At 61.1% G+C, this 18,841-nt stretch carries 18 protein-coding genes and 1 pseudogene; 14 read left to right on the top strand and 5 right to left on the bottom strand.

Annotation, left to right across the window (positions count from 1 at the left end; genetic code table 11):
- From PHP59_RS06405 to hisB, 6 genes and pseudogenes are all read left to right on the top strand, one after another.
- Nucleotides 1–357, top strand: a pseudogene (locus PHP59_RS06405) (succinate--CoA ligase subunit alpha); the annotation flags it as partial.
- Entirely contained in the window at nt 354–1,151 is a 798-nt protein-coding gene (locus tag PHP59_RS06400) for a diadenylate cyclase (protein ID WP_300165209.1), read from the top strand. The pseudogene PHP59_RS06405 and the gene PHP59_RS06400, both read left to right, overlap by 4 nt.
- Before the next feature lie 299 nt (nt 1,152–1,450).
- Entirely contained in the window at nt 1,451–2,656 is a 1,206-nt protein-coding gene (locus PHP59_RS06395) for a methionine adenosyltransferase (protein ID WP_300165207.1), read from the top strand.
- A gap of 50 nt (nt 2,657–2,706) precedes the next feature.
- Nucleotides 2,707–3,579: an ATP phosphoribosyltransferase gene (gene hisG, locus PHP59_RS06390; protein WP_300165205.1), complete on the top strand. Its 873-nt coding sequence runs from the start codon at nt 2,707–2,709 to the stop codon at nt 3,577–3,579.
- 6 nt (nt 3,580–3,585) lie between these two features.
- The gene (hisA, locus tag PHP59_RS06385) at nt 3,586–4,296 is read left to right on the top strand and encodes a 1-(5-phosphoribosyl)-5-[(5-phosphoribosylamino)methylideneamino]imidazole-4-carboxamide isomerase (protein ID WP_300165203.1); all 711 of its coding nucleotides are present in this window, start codon (nt 3,586–3,588) and stop codon (nt 4,294–4,296) included.
- Complete coding sequence (hisB, locus tag PHP59_RS06380) at nt 4,293–4,874, top strand: imidazoleglycerol-phosphate dehydratase HisB (protein ID WP_300165201.1); 582 nt, start codon at nt 4,293–4,295, stop codon at nt 4,872–4,874. The genes hisA and hisB overlap by 4 nt, the downstream gene beginning before the upstream one ends.
- Nucleotides 4,875–5,620: 746 nt before the next feature.
- Here the strand turns inward: hisB and PHP59_RS06375 are convergent.
- From PHP59_RS06375 to PHP59_RS06365, 3 genes are all read right to left on the bottom strand, one after another.
- Nucleotides 5,621–5,827, bottom strand: coding sequence for a histone (locus tag PHP59_RS06375; protein ID WP_067051357.1), 207 nt, complete (start codon nt 5,825–5,827; stop codon nt 5,621–5,623).
- 179 nt (nt 5,828–6,006) lie between these two features.
- A complete protein-coding gene (mtxX, locus tag PHP59_RS06370) occupies nt 6,007–6,762 on the bottom strand; it encodes a methanogenesis marker protein Mmp4/MtxX (protein WP_300165199.1) in 756 nt (251 codons plus the stop codon).
- Nucleotides 6,759–7,766: a methanogenesis marker 2 protein gene (locus PHP59_RS06365; RefSeq protein ID WP_300165197.1), complete on the bottom strand. Its 1,008-nt coding sequence runs from the start codon at nt 7,764–7,766 to the stop codon at nt 6,759–6,761. Before PHP59_RS06365 ends, mtxX begins: the two co-directional genes overlap by 4 nt.
- Nucleotides 7,767–7,912: 146 nt before the next feature.
- On the opposite strand from PHP59_RS06365, the gene PHP59_RS06360 reads away from it, so the two are divergent.
- A complete protein-coding gene (locus PHP59_RS06360) occupies nt 7,913–9,271 on the top strand; it encodes a replication factor C large subunit (protein WP_300165195.1) in 1,359 nt (452 codons plus the stop codon).
- Nucleotides 9,272–10,203: 932 nt separating this feature from the next.
- Here PHP59_RS06360 and PHP59_RS06355 read toward each other — a convergent pair.
- Nucleotides 10,204–10,605: a UPF0146 family protein gene (locus PHP59_RS06355; protein WP_300165193.1), complete on the bottom strand. Its 402-nt coding sequence runs from the start codon at nt 10,603–10,605 to the stop codon at nt 10,204–10,206.
- 15 nt (nt 10,606–10,620) lie between these two features.
- Between PHP59_RS06355 and PHP59_RS06350 the strand changes: the two genes are divergently transcribed.
- The 5 genes from PHP59_RS06350 to PHP59_RS06330 all read left to right on the top strand — a co-directional run bounded on the left by PHP59_RS06350 (nt 10,621) and on the right by PHP59_RS06330 (nt 14,901).
- Nucleotides 10,621–11,157, top strand: coding sequence for an archaemetzincin family Zn-dependent metalloprotease (locus PHP59_RS06350; protein ID WP_300165191.1), 537 nt, complete (start codon nt 10,621–10,623; stop codon nt 11,155–11,157).
- Between the two features lie 62 nt (nt 11,158–11,219).
- The gene (locus PHP59_RS06345; protein WP_300165189.1) at nt 11,220–11,765 is read left to right on the top strand and encodes a universal stress protein; all 546 of its coding nucleotides are present in this window, start codon (nt 11,220–11,222) and stop codon (nt 11,763–11,765) included.
- A gap of 8 nt (nt 11,766–11,773) precedes the next feature.
- A complete protein-coding gene (locus PHP59_RS06340; RefSeq protein WP_300165187.1) occupies nt 11,774–13,048 on the top strand; it encodes an ArsB/NhaD family transporter in 1,275 nt (424 codons plus the stop codon).
- 124 nt (nt 13,049–13,172) lie between these two features.
- Nucleotides 13,173–14,447 (top strand): ArsB/NhaD family transporter, encoded by a 1,275-nt coding sequence (locus PHP59_RS06335; RefSeq protein ID WP_300165185.1) that lies wholly within the window; start codon nt 13,173–13,175, stop codon nt 14,445–14,447.
- A 4-nt stretch (nt 14,448–14,451) separates the two neighbouring features.
- Nucleotides 14,452–14,901 carry a universal stress protein gene (locus PHP59_RS06330; RefSeq protein ID WP_300165183.1) on the top strand — a complete coding sequence of 150 codons (450 nt, stop codon included), beginning with the start codon at nt 14,452–14,454 and terminating at the stop codon, nt 14,899–14,901.
- Here the strand turns inward: PHP59_RS06330 and PHP59_RS06325 are convergent.
- A complete protein-coding gene (locus PHP59_RS06325) occupies nt 14,888–15,916 on the bottom strand; it encodes a HEAT repeat domain-containing protein (protein WP_300165181.1) in 1,029 nt (342 codons plus the stop codon). The genes PHP59_RS06330 and PHP59_RS06325 overlap by 14 nt on opposite strands.
- Before the next feature lie 210 nt (nt 15,917–16,126).
- Here PHP59_RS06325 and PHP59_RS06320 point away from each other — a divergent pair, with 210 nt between their 5' ends.
- Together PHP59_RS06320 and PHP59_RS06315 are read left to right on the top strand one after the other, a co-directional pair.
- Complete coding sequence (locus PHP59_RS06320; protein WP_300165179.1) at nt 16,127–16,699, top strand: flavin reductase family protein; 573 nt, start codon at nt 16,127–16,129, stop codon at nt 16,697–16,699.
- Between the two features lie 338 nt (nt 16,700–17,037).
- Entirely contained in the window at nt 17,038–18,654 is a 1,617-nt protein-coding gene (locus PHP59_RS06315; protein ID WP_300165177.1) for a putative manganese-dependent inorganic diphosphatase, read from the top strand.
- Nucleotides 18,655–18,841 lie beyond the last annotated feature (187 nt).

The raw sequence follows: 18,841 nt of genomic DNA, 5'->3' as shown, positions 1-18,841 counted from the left end.
AAGGCGGGGATCGGGCAGTCGACTGTCGTCGGCATCGGCGGCGACCCTGTCATCGGCCAGACCTTCGCAGACGTCCTGGCCCGCTTCGAGGATGACCCCCTGACAGAGGCCGTCGTCCTCATCGGCGAGGTCGGCGGCAACCTTGAGGAGGAAGGGGTCAGGTCGACCGACCTGCCCATCGTCTCCTATATCGCCGGCGTCACGGCCCCGCCGAACAAGCGGATGGGCCATGCCGGTGCGATCATCGAGGGCGGCGAAGGCGACGCACGTTCCAAGATCGAGAGGCTGAAAAAGATGGGTGTGGCGGTTGCCTCGCGGCCGTCCGAGATCCCGGGCATGATCCGTGGCTTACTATGAATGACGAACTGCTGATGCGGGTGGCCGCCGAGATCGCGGAGGATATCGGGGCGAAGGCGATCGTCTCCTTCACCCGCCCCTGCACCTGTCTCTCCCGCGTGCCTCTGATCTGGGTGCAGGACCTCCAGCTCGACATCCTGAAAGACCTCTCGATGAACGAGATCGTCTCGGTCTGCGAGCAGCACATGCTCGACGCGGCCGTGCAGATCTATCTCACCCGCCGTTTCGAGGACGGCAACGTCGTCGCGGTCTTCCCGTACGCGATCCTGGTCTACGACCTCGAACGCGCCAAAAACTTTGTCGACCTCAGGAACTACGAAGACATCGTCCCCAGGGAGGTGATGTACGCCGTCCTCAACCTGGCGATGGAGATCGCGATCGAGGGGCGGGAGGGCCGGAGGATCGGCACCGCCTTCATCATCGGCGACGACGAGGAGATCGGCCGCCACTCCCACCAGGCGATCCTGAACCCGTACAAGGGGCACGACGCAGCCTTCAGGGACATCAAGAACCACGAAAACTGGGAGAGCGTCAAGGAGTTCGCCCAGCTCGACGGCGTCTTCGTCGTGAACAGGAACGGGCTGATCTGTGCGGCTGGGAGGTACCTGGACGCGAATGCGAAGGACGTCAACCTCCCCGGCGGCCTGGGCGGGCGGCACAGGGCGACGGCGGCGATCACCAGACTGATCCCCGCAGTCGGCATCACCGTCTCGGAGAGCGGGGGCCTGGTCAGGGTCTTCAGGGACGGGGCGTGCACGATCACGATCCGGTCCGAGATCAGGGTCACCGGGTAAAATTTCTTTTTTTCGTCGTTGAACTCACGCTTCTACGATTCTGAGCAACGTTCCAGAATAATGGCTTTGTAACGCCCTCCCCCCCTGCTCCCCCGCGCGATGGCCGCCCCGGTACGGCGAGGTCCGATTATTACCTGTAAGAATATGTCGCCCCTCCTTCTTTTCCTGGCAGAAATACCCATTTTTCTGTAACAGGGCGATCGGGCCGCTTTGGGGGCAACAACCATACGCAGGCGGAATTATAGAAACCGTTAAATGAGACTCGATCCTTGTAATTATTCATAGAGATGAGGGATCGGATGATCAGAAACATCAAGGTTGAGCGGCTGGAGCAGACCCCGATAGAGAACCAGCGGATCGAACTGATTGAACGCAAGTGCATCGGTCACCCCGACAGCATCGCCGACGGCGTTGCGGAGGCCGTTTCGAGGGCTCTCTGCAAGGCGTACCTCGAAGAGTGCGGCGTCTACCTCCACCACAACACCGACCAGGGCGAGATCGTGGCCGGCGAGTCCATCCCCCACTTCGGCGGCGGGAAGATCGTCAAGCCCATCTACGTCCTCCTCACCGGCAGGGCGACGAAGACCTTCGACGGGATCAACATCCCGGCCGACTCGATCGCCGTCGAGGCGGCACGCTCCTACATCAAGAGCATCATCCCCATCCTGAACCTCGAGCGCGACGTCATCGTCGACTGCCGGATGGGGACCGGTTCGACCGATCTCCGTGACGTCTTCAAGGTCTGCGGCGGCTCGGCGATCATGCGTGCCAACGACACCTCCTTCGGCGTCGGCCACGCCCCCTTCAGCGAGACCGAGAGCCTCGTCAAGGGCGTCTCCGACTACCTCGACACCGTCTATCGGCCGAAGAACCCGGCGATCGGCACCGACGTGAAGGTCATGGGCCTGCGTGACGGCGACGCGATCACCCTCACCCTTGCCGTGGCGATGGTCGACCGCTACCTCGCTGACATCGGCGAATATGTCGAGACGGTCGAACGACTCAAGGAGACGATCACCGAGATCGCCCCGCGGTTCACGACCCGCAAGGTCCACGTCGACGTGAACACCGCCGACGACCTCACGGCAGGCAGCGTCTTCCTGACCGTCAACGGCACCTCCGCCGAGATGGGCGACGACGGCTCTGTCGGCCGCGGCAACCGCTGCAACGGGCTGATCACGCCGAACAGGCCGATGAGCATGGAAGCGACGAGCGGCAAGAACCCGATCAACCACATCGGCAAGATCTACAACCTCCTTGCGACCCAGCTCGGCAACACCTGCGTCGCCGAAGTGGACGGCATCGAGGAGATCTATGTCCGCCTCCTCTCCCAGATCGGTCACCCGGTCGACCAGCCGCTCGTGGCGAGCGCGAAGGTCATCCCGAAGCCGGGCTACGACATGAAGACGATCCAGCCCGCCGTCGAGGCGATCATCGACACCGGGCTTGAGAACATCTGCGACATCACCGAGAAGGTCGTCAGGGGCGAACTGAACACCTTCTAAACCGATCATTTTTTGCGTACACATTTCCCATCCCTTCAGGGAGAGAATAGATGACTGATCCTACTCGTATACGTCTTGCAATCCCGAATAAAGGACGGATTGCACAACCGATCAGGGACCTCGTGGAAAAGAGCGGGATCCACCTCATCGACGGCGGCGAGCGCAAGCTCATCGCAAAGACGGTGGACCCCGAGATCGAGGTGCTCTTTGCCCGCCCGATCGATATCCCCGAGTATGTGGCGAACGGCGCCGCGGATATCGGCATCACCGGCCGCGACATGGTGATGGAGCGCGGCTCCATTGTCGACGAACTCCTCGACCTGAAGATGGGCGGGGCGACCCTGGTGGTGGCCGTGCCCGAGGACGCAAAGGTGGAGGGGTACGCCGACCTCGCCGGGGCGAAGGTGGCGACTGAGTTCCCGACCATTACGAAGACCTTCTTCGAGAACCAGGGCATCTCGATATCTGTCGTCCCGGTCGGCGGCGCCTGCGAGGCGACGCCCTATCTCGGCATCGCCGACGCCATCGTCGACCTGACGAGCACAGGCACCACCCTCCAGACAAACAGGCTGCGCATCCTCGGCGAGGTGCTGAGGTCGAGCACCCTGGTGATTGCAAACCCTGTCTCCCGCACTGAGAAGCAGGAGAAGATCCAGGAGGTGCTCCTGGCCCTGGAGAGCGTGGTGCGGGCTAAGGGGCAGTGCTATATTATGATGAATGCCCACAGGGACGCCCTGCCCGAGATCGAGAGCGTCCTTCCCGGCCTCGGCGGCCCGACTGTGATGGATGTGGCGTCGAGGGAGGGCCTCGTGGCCGTGCACGCGGTTGTCAAGGAGGAGTGCGTCTATCAGTTGATCACCCAGCTCAAGCGGGCTGGCGCCCGCGACATCCTGGTGATGTCGATCGAAAGGATGATCCCCTGAGTGCCTATGATGGTCTTTCCCGCAGTCGATATCCTCAATGGCCAGTGCGTCCAGCTGGTGCAGGGCAAACGAGAGAGTGCGGTCGCCTACGGCACGCCTCTTGAAAATGCGCGGCGCTGGCTTGACGCCGGGGCCGACGCCCTCCACGTGATCAACCTGGACGGTGCCTTTGGCAGCGCGCAGGCGAATGTGCGCGAGATCCGGGAACTGATCCAGGAGACCGGCGTCTTTGTCGAACTCGGCGGCGGGATCAGGAGCCGCGAGGACGCGCGGGCCTGGCTGGAGGTCGGCGTCGGCCGCGTGATCCTGGGGACGGTCGCGGTCAGGGAGCCAGAGATCGTCCGCGACCTCTCCCTGGAGTTCGGCCCCGAGCAGGTGATGGCCGGCGTGGACGCACGGGGAGGCCGGGTCGTCATCGAGGGCTGGGAGGAGGAGGCGGGCGACTACCTTTCATGGGCCGAGCATTTCGAGATGCTCGGCGCGGGGTCTCTTCTCTTCACGAACGTGAGTGTGGAGGGGCTCTGCAAGGGTATCGACCCCGAACCGGTCAGGCGCCTTCTAGAGCGCACTGACCTCCCGGTCGTCGTTGCCGGGGGAGTGACGACGCCGGCCGACGTGAGGGCTCTCAGGGACCTCGGTGTCTCCGGCGTGGTGCTCGGTTCGGCCCTGTACAGCGGGAAGATCACGATCAAAGAGGCACGGGAGGCGGCACAATGAGGATTGGAGAGATCAAGAGAGAGACGAAGGAGACGAAGATAGACCTGAGCATCGCGCTGGACAGGGAGGGTGGCGCCGATATCGCGACCGGCATCCCCTTCATGGACCACATGCTCAATTCGTTCGCACGGCACGGGGGCTTCGGCCTCTCCATCCGTGCGAAGGGCGACCTTGAGGTGGACGCCCACCACCTGGTGGAGGACCTCGGCATCGTCCTCGGCATGGCCCTCAAGGAGGCGGTGGGGGACGGCGCCGGGATCACCCGCTTTGCCGACGCCGCCATCCCGATGGACGAGGCCCTCGCCGATGTCGCGATCGACGTCGGCGGTCGGGGCTACCTGGTCTTCACCGGCGACTTCAACGGCCCCGCGGTCGGCGGGATCGACACGACCCTCTTCGAGCACTTCTTCTACAGCCTCTGCACCCGCGCCGGGGTCACGGCCCATATCAGGTTCTATGGCCGGAACGACCACCACATGGCCGAGGCGATCTTCAAGGCATTCGGCGTCGCCCTCGCTAAGGCCGTGGCGGTCGACCCGCGGCGGAGCGGCGTGCCGAGTACCAAGGGCACGCTGTAGGTCTCCAAGGCCATTTTCTTTTTTGCCGCACATAGGGGGCGATTCCTGCCATTTTACCGTCTGCCCCGTGTGTTTCCCTGAAACTTGCAGTGAAGACGATTTGCGAGGCCCTGTGTGCGCCAGGGACACCAGCCCGACTGCTATGGGCCAGGTTTGTCGTCGGGGTGTCCGGAGATCTCTTTTTTGGGTCTGGAGAATCGGGCATGAGTCGAGAGCACGCCCCGGGCATACTGCATGAAGAGTGTTTCATTGCAAACCCCGTGCTCGGGTCCAATGTAACTCCCTGATCCCATGAGGGAACGCGCGGGTACACCGCTTTCCCCACAGTCGAGGCCGGGGCGTAATCCCCCGGTACGTGACACCGATCCACCGCCTTCCCCATACAGTCCACCAGGGGTTTCACCCCCGGACCCCCTACTTAGGATAGGACCCGGGAAGACAGAACAGGAAACCCCGAAGAGGAGATTTCCGTCCAATCCTTATCCTAATGGGGAGTGTGAGCGGCATAGTCCCCTGGCACAGGCACGCCAGAAAAGGAATTTTCCAGAGCCATTTTTTCTTTCGATCGAGAGTCTTCAGTCCCCGGTTCTGGATCCCGTCGCGCCAGATCGGCGTCCGGTTCATCCACACCCGCAGTTTGTGCCAGAGCGCACGCTCTCCCGACAGCACTGAGGTAGACCGAAGACGGACACAAAAGACCCCCCATCCGGGGTTTGGAATAGAGACTACAAGAAAAGAGGGAGAACTCAGGCGGACTTTGCCGCGAGTTCAACATCCTCTTCCTTGATCGTCTTGCGGCCAGCGTGCTGGGCAAGGCGGTTTGCTTCCTTGGTCAGGTTGGCGATGTAGGCCTCAGCCTTTGCGACAAGGGCCGCAGCTGCATCGCTTCCAACTCTCTCAGCACCGTTCTTCTTTGCGATTCTGACAACCGCTGCAATAGGTAAGTCTGCCATGTCTAATTACCTCTAAATTATCAGTTCCTCGAAGACTATTTAAAGATTTCGTAACGATGCCGCAGGAAAGGCTTTCGATGGGTGTTTGGGGGGGGATTTATCGGGGAGGTGGATTTTGCATCGCATATCGTGCCCCAAAATAAATACCGATTATAATCGGGTTTTATTGGAAAAAAGCATCAGAAATCCGTTTTTTTCGGGCCGCTCATCGACGCGGCGAGGAGAACGGCACTCGTGTAGTCGGGAGAGGCGCGCGAGGTATCCACGAAAATTCTGTCGATATTGACCACCGGCGCCCCATGCCCGGATCCCTTCCCGAGAAACGTCAGCGTGCGGAAGATCAGGTTCCCCGATATCCCGTCAGGGGCGATGATCACACCGCACCTCCTGACCGCCTCCTCGATCAGGATCTCGCAGTGCTCCGCGTTGCCGAGGCGGGCCACCAGTTCTGCATCGGCAAGAGACCTGTCGACAGCCGGGTGGCGGCCGACATCGCCGAATCTCCCCCCCGAGAGGACCGCGACGCGCTCGGAGAGACCGAACGACCGGGCAATATCCCGCGCCTTCGTCACGAAGGCGAGTTTTTCCGCGACCGTCCACCCCTCGTCCACGCCCACCGGGGCGAGGAGGAACTGCACCCCGTCAGCTGTCTCCAGGAGTGCCACCCTCTCCAGGTGATCGGTATGGCAGGCCCTTTTCAGGCACCTGAGGGTCTCGTTGGCCGGCAGAGTCCCCCGCACCGCACCGTCGATCCTCCCTGCCATAAGGCCGGCGACGAGCGCCTCCTCGGGGCAGTCGCTCTCCCGGCACTCGGTCTCGTACCCGGCCATCACACCCGGCCGGCAGTAGCAGACGAGCCGCACTCGGTCTCCCACGCGCGCCGCTGTCCGCGCCACCTTTTCCGGGTCCCCCTCGACACCGATACCGATGATCATACCAGTTTTGCCGTGTCGATGATCCGCATGATCCCATCCTGCTTCAGGTCGAAGACAGAGGTGGTGGCCCCCTCATACGACACCGACAGGGAACTGGATTCGTTCACCCACCCGATCGGCCCGGCCGTCATCCCCGTCTCCTCGAAGAGACGGCAGACCTCCTCCGTGTTCTCGTCAGGGCAGGTGAGGATGAAGCCCATACCCGGGTACATCCTGACCCACTGCTCGAAGCTGAGATCATGGGCCTTCAGGTCTGGCCGCGGTATCGCCTCAAGCTCGATCTCCGCACCCTTCTGCGAGACTTCGAGGAGCATGCCGAGAGTGCCGATGAGGCCGGGGTTCGAGATGTCCTTTCCTGCGGTCACGAGATGCCTCTGGGCGAGTTCCTGCATCACGTGGATCTGTCGGCGCACCGTTTCGTCCGACTTCATCGTCACCGAGTCCCAGTTCGCCATGCAGGAGGGGTGGACCCGGCCGTCCAGGTCGATCGCAGCGACGACACGGTCGCCGGTCCGGGCATTGCTCGAATAGATCACGTCGTCGATCTGCATCGACCCGAGAATGGCGACATCGATGACAGAATAGGGCGTGTCAGGGTGGAGGTGCCCGCCGACGATCGGCACGCCGAACTGGCGGGACGCCGCCTGCATCCCCTTCGTTACCTCGTTCCTGAGTTCGCCGTTCTTGAAAGAGAGGACGTCGACCATGGCGAGGGGTGTGCCGCCCATGGCGGCGATGTCATGGACGTTAACGAGCACCGCGCAATACCCTGCCCAGAAGGGGTCGGCCTCCATGAGTTTGCTCCAGATGCCGTCTGCCGCAAGGAGAAGGGCCAGGTCGTCCTGACGGATCACTGCTGCGTCTTCCCCGAAGGATGCGACAACATTAGGCTGTTCGTTTATCCTGAGGCACTCGATAAGCTCGCCGATGCCGCGCTTTCTCGTCACCCCCTCATATTCCCGGATCGATCTGGCGACCGCATCAGGGGAACAGTTGTCTACCACGATAACATCAACATCCTTTCAGCTGCTACTAGATACTCTGTTTCATCAAAGATAATGTATTTGATTGCTTTCAGAAAGCACCGGCCGCCGGGGTGCCGCCCTCCCACCAGTGCATATTTGAGATCATCCTCCCTATGATCCTGCATATGGACTGGACCGAGAAATACCGACCCCGGACCCTGCAGGACCTTGTCGGAAATGCCCCTGCCGTGCGGCAGATCTACGAATGGGCGAGGTCGTGGACGAGGGGGAGCCCCCCCCTGATCCTCTACGGGAAACCCGGTGTGGGAAAGACGTCCAGCGCCCATGCCCTCGCCCACGACATGGGCTGGGAGATTGTCGAACTCAATGCCAGCGACCAGCGGACAAAGGCCGCACTCGACCGTATCGCCGGCACGTCGAGCGCGACCGCAAGCCTCCTCGGCGCCGAGAGAAAACTGATCCTTCTCGACGAGGCCGACAACCTCCATGGCACGGCCGACCGCGGCGGGGCGCGGGCGATCATCGATATCATCAAGAACTCCCGCCAGCCGATCCTCCTCATCGCAAACGACCTCTACGGCATCGCGAAGGAGGTCAAGGCCCTCGGCGAACCAGTCCAGTTCAGGGCCGTCCAGGCCAGGTCCATTGTCCCGCGGCTGCGGGAGATCTGCGGGGCCGAGGGCCTTTCCTGCAGCGAAGACGCCCTGCTGGAGATCGCCGAGAGCGCGAGTGGGGACCTGCGTGCGGCAGTCAACATGCTCTGTGCCGCAGGCGCGGGCAGGGACAGGATCGAGGCCGGCGACATCTCCACCTCGCAGAAGGACGAGCGTTCGACGATCTTCGACCTCATCGCCGCCATCTTCTCGGGAAAACCAGACTATGACCTCCTGGCGAAGGCCAGGCAGGTGCAGGACACCCCCGATACCATGGTCCAGTGGATCGAGGGGAACCTGCCGGTGATGAAGGACGGGAAGGCCGTGGCACGGGCATATGCCCCCCTCTCGCGTGCCGACGAGTGGCTCGGCCTCACCAACCGCCGCCAGTATTACATGCTCTGGAGATATGCCAGTGCCATGATGACCCTCGGCGTCAAGGTGGCGGCGGCCGGCGCCGGCGTCCATGACCGGATCATGCCTCCCGCCCGCTGGCGGAAGATGGGGGGCGCGAAGAAGGGGAAGGCGGTGCGCGAGTCGGTGATGCAGAAACTCTCCCGCTCCCTTGCCCTCCCCCAGCACACCATCAGGGAGGAGTACCTCACCCTGATCACCCTCCTCGTGGAGGAAAACCCCGAACCTGTCGCGCGGGAACTCGCCCTCGATGTCGACGAACTGAACTTCTTCATCCACGATAAGGAACGGGCGAAGGCGGTCATCAAAGATCTGAAGGCGGCAGAAAAACCAAAAAAGAAGAAAGAAACGAAAAAGGAGGAGACCCCCGCGGCACCCGTCAAGGAGGACCCGCCCGTGGAGGAGGAAGAGCGGAAACCTGTCGTCACGCAGGCCACCCTCTTCGACTCCTTCTGAGAGGACGTCGTCACTTGCAGAGCGGGCAGGGACACGGGCCCTCGGCGCCTCTTGTCTGTCCGGAACATGGGGGGAAAGAGCGTCAGCGGGTTCGAGAAATTATTTGATTTTCGAGGTATGTTGAGTTCATGCTCTGGATGCCTGTGCTGGGGGGCTGCTGCTCGAAAAACTACGTTTTTCTCGACTCCCTACGGTCGTCCTCCCAGACCCTCGAAAGCCGCCGGCTTTCTCAAGCTCGCTCCGCTCGCACCCTGCGATTACAATGGGGGCGGGGTTGGCATACTCCGCGGGACTCCTGCTCTGCCTTCCCCCGTCCTATCCTGAGATCGGGGGTCCGGGGGCGTAAGTCCCCCGGTGGAGAGTGTGGGGAAGGCAACGGACTCCCACCTCTTTCTCTGAGAGTTTCTCCAAATCCGGGCTTTGTAGAATCGGGCATGAGTCGGGAGCACGCCTCAGGCATACCGCATGAAAAGTTTTTCATGGTAAACCCTCATACTCAGGTTGATTTCTCCTCTTTGATCTCATGGCGTGCGTGCTGATCCACTGCCTCCCCCCTACAGTTTGCCGGGGGACTCCGCCCCCGGACTCCCGCTCAGGATTGGTCCTGGGAAGACAGGGCAGGAAAGTTGAGAGGGATTGCCATCCCGTCCCTATCCTAATGGCAGGTGGTCTGGGAGGACGAACGAAGTGAGTTCGAGAACACAGACAATGCTCTGTATTTTCTTGACAGGAAGATCCTCGATCTTTCATGAATCTTGATTTTCGAGCGGCAGCCCCCCGGAGCCAGCACACAAGAGCAGGATTTCTCCAGTGATCACTCCCGGAAGTACTCTCACGCGAGGGTTTTACAGATCCCAAATCCGAATATTTTCCACACTCAGAGACCTCCATCGTCCACGTACATTCGGCGACCTTCTACCCCCGACATGCCGCTAGGCCCGCACGTACCTGTGGAGGACAACGCCGCAGTCGATGGCCTCCCCGCCGTTCAGATAGATCTCGTTGCCCAGGTGGTAGACGACGAGGTCGCAGCCGATTGCCCGGGCAAGGTCGATCATCGACGGCACCATCTCCACGCCCGGCCGCACCGCATAGACGAGGTCGGCGCCCTCGTACCACGGGAGGTCGGGTGCGAAGACATCGTCCACCCGGCCCTCCACCCCCTCGACAGGCAGGACAGGCCTGATGTCCGTGGCCCTGACCCGGAGGCCCGCCCGTGCGCAGGCCGCGGCGACATCGGTGTTCCTGCCGATCCCGATCTCGATGACGTCCCGGTAATTTTTCGAGAGATAAGCCCCGATTAAGGATTCAATACGTTTATACTCACATGCCACGATGATCTAGGTACCATGGGTGTCACGATTATATGGGATCATCAGGTGCCCTCCGGTCTCCAGTTGCCGACGTCCAGGCGCATCGAGATGATCCTCGGCATGCCGGTCGATAACGCCGCTGCCGAGGCCCTGATCAACGGTTACCACCCTGAAAGAAACCAGTACGACGCCGGCGCCGTCCTCGGCCGTCTCCTGTTCATGAAGAAGATGGGAGAATATGCCAGCCCCGCACTCCTTGTCGTCACCCATGACCTCTTTGTCGGCGATTGCGATTTTGTCTTCGGCCTTGCCCGCCCCCAGACCGGCTGCGCCGTCCTTTCTATTGCCAGACTGGACAACGGGTTCTACGGGAGGACAGATGACTTCGACGACCTCGCCGACAGGGCGGCAAAGGAAGGCGCCCACGAGATCGGCCACCTCTTCGGGCTCGACCACTGCCGCGACCCCGAGTGCGTCATGTTCAAACCGGCCACCCTCTCCGAACTCGACAGAAAGAAAATGACGCTCTGTTCTTCCTGCCGGGAGAAACTGGACCGGCCCGTAGCCTGGTAGGCCCTCTCCCGCCTCCGGGAAAAGTGTTAATAAATCCCGAACGTACCATTGATGAGATCACGATGGGGTATTTCACTTCATTATTGCAGCGCAAGTTCAAGGACGTGGCCGGGACACGATATGAAGCGGTCGCCAGGGAGTACAGGGAGTTCCTCCTCACCGAGGAGGAGATGGTCGTCCCCGAGGTCTCGTCCATCCTTATGCCTCTGGATTATTTCGTGAAGGAGATCCCGCCCGCCCTGTACGAGACCCTTTCGAGTTATGAAGGGGCGAAGGTCACCCTTGTCTATATAATCGACATGGAGGTGATCAGGATCGTCGAGGACAGTCTTGACGAGAAGGCGATCGCCGAGTTCAGGCGGAAGAGGGAGTCTTTCGGGGAATCCCTTCTCTCGCGTGCGATCGCGTCTCTCGAAGGCGCCGGCCTCTCGGTGACGAGCAGGATGTTTGCCGGGAAGAAGTTCGACAATATACTTGAACTGATGCAGGAATCCGACCTCATCGCTGTTTCGAAGAAGTACGGCTCCCAGACCACCGAGATCGCACCGCTCAGTTCGGTTACTCTCAGACTCGCCCAGATGGCGAACATCCCGATCATCGTCTACTGAGGATCCTGATGAACGCAGAAATCATCGCAATAGCAGTATTCATCATTACGTACGCACTGATCATCGACGAGCGCATCCACCGCGCCGTTGCGGCGATGGCCGGCGCCGCCGTCATCGTCTTTGCCCATATCGTCCCCTGGGACAAGATCCCCCACTATCTCGACCTCGGGACGATCTTCCTCCTGATGGGCATGATGATCATCGTGAACACCGCACGAAAGAGCGGTCTCTTTGAATACATCGCAATACGGACAGCGAAACTGGCGAAAGGCAGCCCGATGAGAGTCCTGATCCTCTTCTCTCTCGTGACCGCGGTCGTCTCGGCGTTCCTGGACAACGTGACGACCGTCCTCCTCCTCACCCCCATGCTCCTCTATATCGCCAAACTGATGAAACTGAATCCGGTGCCCTTCCTGGTCTCCGAGATCTTCGCCTCCAATGTCGGCGGTGCGGCGACCCTCATCGGCGACCCACCGAACATCATGATCGCCTCCGCGGCAGGCCTCACCTTCAACGAGTTTCTCATGAACATGGGGCCGGTCGTCGTGGTCGACATGGCGATCATGCTCGTCATGCTGTACCTCATCTACGGCCGCACCCTCAAGGTGAAGCCGGAGGAGCAGGAGACGATCGCCAGTACCATCGACGCCCTTGACGAGCGTGCGGCGATCCTGGACAGGTCGCTCTTCATGAAGTCTGTCGTCACGATCCTGCTCGTGGTCTTCCTCTTCTTCATCCATGCGCAGCTCGAACTCGAACCGGCGATCATCGCCCTGACCGGCGCCGCGATCATCCTCATCTGGAGCCGTGTGCCTCCTGAGGAGATCTTCGAGAAGATCGAGTGGCCCGCGCTCTTCTTCTTCGGCGGCCTCTTCATCGTGGTCGGCGCCCTGGTGGAGACCGGGCTCATCTCGCAGCTCGCCTCCTTCGTTGTCAGCCATGTCGACTCCACGGCCGAGGCGATGATCATCATCGCCTGGTTTGCGGCCTTCGCCTCGGCGATCGTGGACAACATTCCCCTGACCGCGACCCTCATCCCCCTGATCACCGACATGGGGCAGACGATGGACGTGTACCCCCTCTGGTGGGCCCTCTCTCTCGGCGCATGCCTGGGCGGCAACGGGACCGCGATCGCCGCCTCGGCGAACGTCGTCGTTATCGGGATCGCCGAGCGCGAGGGTGTCTCCATCACCTTCATGGACTTCCTGAAGATGGGGATGCTCGTCCTCGTCGTCACCGTGGCCGCGGGCCTCGGCGTCCTCCTCCTGATGTACGGCTGGTGAGGGGTTTTCCTCCCCCCTCTTTCCCTCATATTCAAGAGGTCAGTGGGAGACATATTATTCTGGAAATAATCATGACGTCCATTCTGAGGGGACTCCGACGGTCCCCTGCCGGAGGTGAAGGGCGATGTATGCCGAACTGATCGCGATCGCCGTCTTCCTCTTCACCTATGCCCTGATCATCGACGAGCGCATCCACCGCGCGGTTGCGGCGATGGCCGGGGCCGCGGTCATCGTCTTTGCCCATATTGTTCCGTGGGAGAAGATCCCGGAGTATCTCGATCTCGGGACGATCTTCCTCCTGATGGGCATGATGATCATCGTGAACACCACGCGCAAGAGCGGTCTCTTTGAATATATCGCAATACGGACCGCGAAACTTGCGAAAGGAAGCCCCATCAGGGTCCTGATCCTCTTCTCCCTGGTGACGGCAGTCGTCTCGGCGTTCCTTGACAACGTGACGACCGTCCTCCTCCTCACGCCGATGCTCCTCTACATCACGACGCTGATGAAACTGAACCCTGTGCCCTTCCTCCTCTCCGAGATCTTCGCCTCGAATATCGGGGGGACCGCGACACTCATCGGCGACCCGCCGAATATCATGATCGGGTCTGCCGCAGGCCTCACCTTCAACGAGTTCCTCATCAATATGGGCCCGATCGCGGTCGTCGACTTCGTCGTCATCCTCCTCCTTCTCGTCCTGATCTTCGGGAGGTCGATGCGGATCGGGGAGGAGGAGAGGGTCGGGATCAGCCGGACCATCGACGCCCTTGACGAGCGTGCGGCGATCAAGGACAGGTCTCTCTTCATGAAATCTGTGGTCACGATCCTGCTCGTGGTCTTCCTCTTCTTCATCCACGATAAACTGGGACTCGAACCGGCGATCGTCGCGCTGACCGGCGCTGCGTTTATCCTCTTCTGGAGTCGCGTGCCTCCCGAGGAGATCTTCGAGAAGATCGAGTGGCCCGCCCTCTTCTTCTTCGGCGGCCTCTTCATCGTGGTCGGTGCCCTGGTGGAGACCGGTCTCATCTCGCAGCTCGCCTCATTCGTCGTCGGCCACGTCGACTCGACGGAAGAGGCGATGTTTATCATCGCCTGGTTTGCGGCCTTCGCCTCGGCGATCGTGGACAACATCCCCCTGACCGCGACCCTCATCCCCCTGATTACCGACATGGGACAGACGATGGACGTGTACCCCCTCTGGTGGGCCCTCTCTCTCGGCGCATGCCTGGGAGGCAACGGAACCGCGATCGGTGCCTCGGCGAACGTCGTCGTCATCGGGATCGCCGAGCGGCAAGGCATAAATATCAGCTTTGTCGAGTTCCTAAAGGTAGGGATGGTCGTTCTTATCGTCAGCGTGGCGGTCGGCCTTGGAATCCTATGGTTGCGGTATTTCTGGTGATGATATGAAAATTCTGGCATTAATCGACGGATCGAAGTGGAGTCACAAAGGGGCACTCCATGCGGTTTCCATAGCCAAAAAGAAGGACGCTGACGTCGTCCTCCTCTCGGTCCTCGACAGGCGCGAGGCGCGGACGATGGCCTTCAACTATTGCACCCAGAGCGACAAGTGCGATATCATCGGGACCTATGAACAGAATATCTGGCAGGATATGCGCCGGAACATCGAGACCGAACTGGCAGCGATCTGGGACTTCTGTAACGGCGAAGGATGCCGGTGCACGACAAAGATCCGGGACGGTGACAGAAGAGAGGAGATCGTCAGGGAGGTCAGGGACGGTGGGTACTCGCTTGTGGTCATGGGGGCCCATGGCAGGAGCGGGAAACCCTATCTTGGCGGCACCCTCAGCGATATTGCGGGGGAGATCGAGACTCCGGTCCTTATTGTCCGTTGACCTGGCCGGCGTTCGTTTTACTTTTCATTTTTAAGAGGATCACGGACATCGCGTTGAGGACGGCGACCCTGACATAGGGGTCGCAGAACTCATAGATCTGCTGGAGTGGCTCGAAGGCGCCGGGGTCTCCGATCTTCCCGAGGGCCTCCGCGGCTTCGTAGCGGCAATTTTCGTCATGCCTGAGGACGGCGACAAGGGGGCCGACGGCCGCGGGTCCTCCGATCTCGCCGAGGATCTCGATGGCGGTCCGGCGGACGTCGGGGGCGTCGTCGGTGAGGAGGGGCAGGAGGACGTCGGTCGTGTCCTGCCCGCCGACCCTGACCAGCGCTTCGGCGGCGACGAGGCGCACTTCCCAGTTCTCGTCTTTGATACGGTTGATCAGCGGCCTTTCTGCTCTCTGGTCGCCGATCTTCCCGAGGGCTTTCGCGGCCTCGAACCTGATCTCGTAGTTGCGGTCTTCGAGGGCCTCGATGAGGGGGGCCACGGCCCGCGGGTCATGGAGTTCACCGAGCGCGAAGATGGCGCCGTCCCGCCCGTCCCTGTCATGCCTGTCCTTCAGGGCGTCGAGGAGATCTTCAACGGCACGGTGATCGCCGATCTCGCCGAGGGCGGTGGCGGCGCCCCACCTGACGTCGGTGTCCTCGTCGTGCAGGGTCTGGATCAGGGGGCAGACCGCCTCCTGTGCCTGCATGCCGCCGAGACTGATCGCAGCCTTCCACCTGACGTCCTTGTCCCTGTCCTTTAACGCGGTGATCAGGGGCCTGACACCTCTGGCGTCACCAATACGTCCCAGAGCCTCGGCAGCACCCCAGCGCACGAATTTATTCTCGTCCTTCATGGCCTCACAGATCTGCGGGACAGCCCTGGCTCCGATATCGACCAGAGTCCCGATCGCCTCCCACCTGACTGTAATGTTCGGGTCTTTGAGGGAGAGGATCAGGTCCGCGATCTCCTGGTCGATCGATTCCTGGTTTTCCCCGTCAGAAGGGTTGTATTCCTGTTTATCTGCTGCCATGCCGGGTCCTGAGATGACCTGAATAATAGGGTGCGAGATAATAAGAATCTTCCCGCCGCCGGATTCCCCGGGCAAAAAGTCGTTTCTCCGGCTGTTCACGCCCAAATCGGGAGTATCCGGTCTTGCTCGGGGAACAGGCCGTCCCGATGGTGCCGGGGATCGCAGGGTCCTGGCGCAACAGACTTCAGGTACGACGTCCATTCTGTGGGCATGAAGAGATCATGCGGCGCGCGGCCGCTTCTTTATCCTCACCCTGTGCTGATCGTCTGCACCTATGATGCCGACGGCAATCCTGATGCCATGACCGCGGCATGGGGAGGGATCTGCTCGTCCAACCCGCCGTCGGTGGCTGTCTCGATCCAGAAAGTGCGGAAGACCTACGAGAACATCCAGCAGCAGAAGGCGTTTACCATCTGCATCCCGTCTGCCGGCCATGTCGCCGCGGCAGACTACTTCGGGATCGAGTCGGGGAGGCACGCCGACAAGATCGCGACGGCCGGACTGACCGCGGTCAGGAGCGACCTCGTCGATGCGCCCTATGTCGCCGAGTTCCCGGTCGTCCTTGAGTGCAGGCTCACAGGGAGCGTGGAGGTCGGCGTCCATACCCAGTTCATCGGCGAGATCCTGGACGTCAAGGTGGACGAGTCGGTGCTCGGGCCGGACGGCGTGCCTGACCTCACAAAGGTCATGCCTTTTGTCTACGACTCCGCGGGCCGTGCGTACCATGCCGTCGGCCCGGAGATCGCAAAGGCCTTCTCGGCAGGCCTTGCCCTGAAAAAGTGAGGTAGGCCTCTGGTGGAGAACACTGATCCACCGCCTATCCCACACTCTCCACCGGAGGCAAGTCCCCAGACAGCGTCACAGATTTTCTCGACTCTCTTCGGTCGTCCCCGCTCAGGATTGGTCCGGGGAAAAGAGAGAGGGAGATCTTGAGGGGGTTGCCATCACTCCCCTCTTCCGACGCGGCACCACAGGACCGTTCACTCCGCAGAGCCACCTTTATCTTTTGTGTTTTTCCGCCCGGGCGTGCTTCGTGCTCTCGGAGGGTGTCGGGGGCAAGGAGATAAAGAGGCGGGACGTACAGATAAAGACACTATCCGCACTCTTTGCGGGGGATGATCATGAACAAGGTCTATGTGATCGGGCACAGGCACCCTGATACCGACAGTATCTGCAGCGCCATAGGTTATGCCGAACTCCTGAACCGTGAGGAGGCAGGGAAATATGTCCCTGCGCGGTGCGGGGAGATCAATCCCGAGACGGGTTTTGTCCTTGAACGGTTCGGCACCGAAGCGCCGGCCCTGATCGAGAGCGTCGAGCCCAATGTCTCCGACCTGCCCTTCACCTATCCGGTCAGCGCCCGTGCCGACATCCCGACGATCGAGGTCGTCGCCATGATGGACGAACACGGCGTGCGCAACATGCCGATCGTCGACGACAACGGCATCCTCCTCGGCCTTATGAGCGAGCACGGCCTGGCCCGTGCCTATGTGACCCGGACGAAGATCGAACAACTTGCCATCACGCCGATAAAACTCGAAACCCTGGCAAAGATCCTGAACGCCCAGATCCTCGTGCCCGGCCCCGACCTCCTGGAAGGAAGGGTGTACATGGCGATCGACGCCCTCCATGTCTCCCTCTCGCGGCTCTCGCCCTGTGACGTCGCCATAGTCGGGGACAACGAACCGGCCCAGCTCGCCCTGATCTCGGCCGGGATCGCCGCGCTCATCCTCGCCGACAATTCGCCGGTCGGCGAGCGCGTCATCAATGCCGCAAAGACGCGGAACGTCGCCGTCCTCTCGACCGCCCTCGATGCCTTCGGTGTCGGCAAGATGATTAATCTCTCCCTGCCGGCAGGTATGGTGATGGCGACCGACGTGCCGCGGGTGAGCATGGCCGACCCCCTCGAATATGTGAAGGACGTCGTCTCGAACTCCAAGTACAGGACGGCCTGCGTGGTCGAAAACGACAACCGCCTGCTTGGCATGATCTCGCGCAACACCTTTGTCGACGACATCCGCAAGTCGGTGATCCTTGTCGATCACAACGAGTTCTCGCAGGCGGTGGACGGGATCGAGAAGGCCGACGTGCTGGAGATCATCGACCACCATCGCCTCGGGGCAATCACCACCCTGAAACCCATCAAATTCCTGAATGATCCCGTGGGGTCGACCTCGACGATCATCACCAGGATGTTCATCGAAAAGGGGGTCGAACCGACAGAGCAGACGGCAGGCCTGCTGCTCTCCGGCGTCCTCTCCGACACCCTCGCCCTGAAGATGTCGACGACGACCCCAGAGGACGAAAAAGTCGTGGACTACCTGGCCGGCATCGCGGGCGTGGACCCGGCGGCCTATGGCATGGAACTTGTCCAGCGGGGGATAGAACTTGAAAATGTCCCCCTCCACGACCTTCTCCTCAGGGATACCAAGCACTACAACCTCTTTGAGAAGAAGGTGGTCATCGCGCAGGTGACCGTCCCCTCCTTCGAGTTCAGCACCGTGCATGCTGACGAGATCAAGGAGAAGGTCAACGCCCTCCGCCAGGAAACAGGGAGCGACTTTTTCCTCGCCCTCTTCACCAATGTCTTCGAGAACGGCAGCGACCTCTTTGCCGCGGCAGAGGAGGGCCACCTCGCAAAGATGGGAATTGCGGAACAGCCAACGCGGCTTCCGGGCGTGATGTCACGGAAGAAGGACTTCCTCCCGCAGTTCGGGAATATGCTCCGGGACCTCTGACGGGGCCTCAGTCGGCTTTGTAGAATCAGGCATGAACCGCGGGCTCACGCATACGTGATGAAAATTTCTCGTTGCAGTTCTCCTGAGTGCGGAGGGATACTTGATTCCTCTCCTTGCAACAGGGCACCTGAAGGATACCGTTCAATTGCCGCCCCCCGGCTATCTTCATCCGTGGGGGGTCCGGGGG

It is taken from the genome of Methanofollis sp. (assembly GCF_028702905.1).
In the GTDB taxonomy this organism is placed as follows: domain Archaea; phylum Halobacteriota; class Methanomicrobia; order Methanomicrobiales; family Methanofollaceae; genus Methanofollis.
Note: the sequence above shows the minus strand (reverse complement) of the source record. Positions and strands in the feature narration are given on the sequence as shown.

Excerpts from the sequence above, each read along its gene's own strand:
- hisB (WP_300165201.1), top strand. The coding sequence starts at position 4,293 with ATGAGGATTGGAGAGATCAAGAGAGAGACGAAGGAGACGAAGATAGAC.
- PHP59_RS06395 (WP_300165207.1), top strand. The coding sequence starts at position 1,451 with ATGATCAGAAACATCAAGGTTGAGCGGCTGGAGCAGACCCCGATAGAG.
- hisG (WP_300165205.1), top strand. The coding sequence starts at position 2,707 with ATGACTGATCCTACTCGTATACGTCTTGCAATCCCGAATAAAGGACGG.
- PHP59_RS06315 (WP_300165177.1), top strand. The coding sequence starts at position 17,038 with ATGAACAAGGTCTATGTGATCGGGCACAGGCACCCTGATACCGACAGT.
- PHP59_RS06320 (WP_300165179.1), top strand. The coding sequence starts at position 16,127 with ATGAAGAGATCATGCGGCGCGCGGCCGCTTCTTTATCCTCACCCTGTG.
- PHP59_RS06360 (WP_300165195.1), top strand. The coding sequence starts at position 7,913 with ATGGACTGGACCGAGAAATACCGACCCCGGACCCTGCAGGACCTTGTC.
- PHP59_RS06340 (WP_300165187.1), top strand. The coding sequence starts at position 11,774 with ATGAACGCAGAAATCATCGCAATAGCAGTATTCATCATTACGTACGCA.
- PHP59_RS06325 (WP_300165181.1), bottom strand. The coding sequence starts at position 15,916 with ATGGCAGCAGATAAACAGGAATACAACCCTTCTGACGGGGAAAACCAG.
- PHP59_RS06330 (WP_300165183.1), top strand. The coding sequence starts at position 14,452 with ATGAAAATTCTGGCATTAATCGACGGATCGAAGTGGAGTCACAAAGGG.
- PHP59_RS06400 (WP_300165209.1), top strand. The coding sequence starts at position 354 with ATGAATGACGAACTGCTGATGCGGGTGGCCGCCGAGATCGCGGAGGAT.
- mtxX (WP_300165199.1), bottom strand. The coding sequence starts at position 6,762 with ATGATCATCGGTATCGGTGTCGAGGGGGACCCGGAAAAGGTGGCGCGG.
- PHP59_RS06335 (WP_300165185.1), top strand. The coding sequence starts at position 13,173 with ATGTATGCCGAACTGATCGCGATCGCCGTCTTCCTCTTCACCTATGCC.
- PHP59_RS06345 (WP_300165189.1), top strand. The coding sequence starts at position 11,220 with ATGGGGTATTTCACTTCATTATTGCAGCGCAAGTTCAAGGACGTGGCC.
- PHP59_RS06375 (WP_067051357.1), bottom strand. The coding sequence starts at position 5,827 with ATGGCAGACTTACCTATTGCAGCGGTTGTCAGAATCGCAAAGAAGAAC.
- PHP59_RS06350 (WP_300165191.1), top strand. The coding sequence starts at position 10,621 with ATGGGTGTCACGATTATATGGGATCATCAGGTGCCCTCCGGTCTCCAG.
- hisA (WP_300165203.1), top strand. The coding sequence starts at position 3,586 with ATGATGGTCTTTCCCGCAGTCGATATCCTCAATGGCCAGTGCGTCCAG.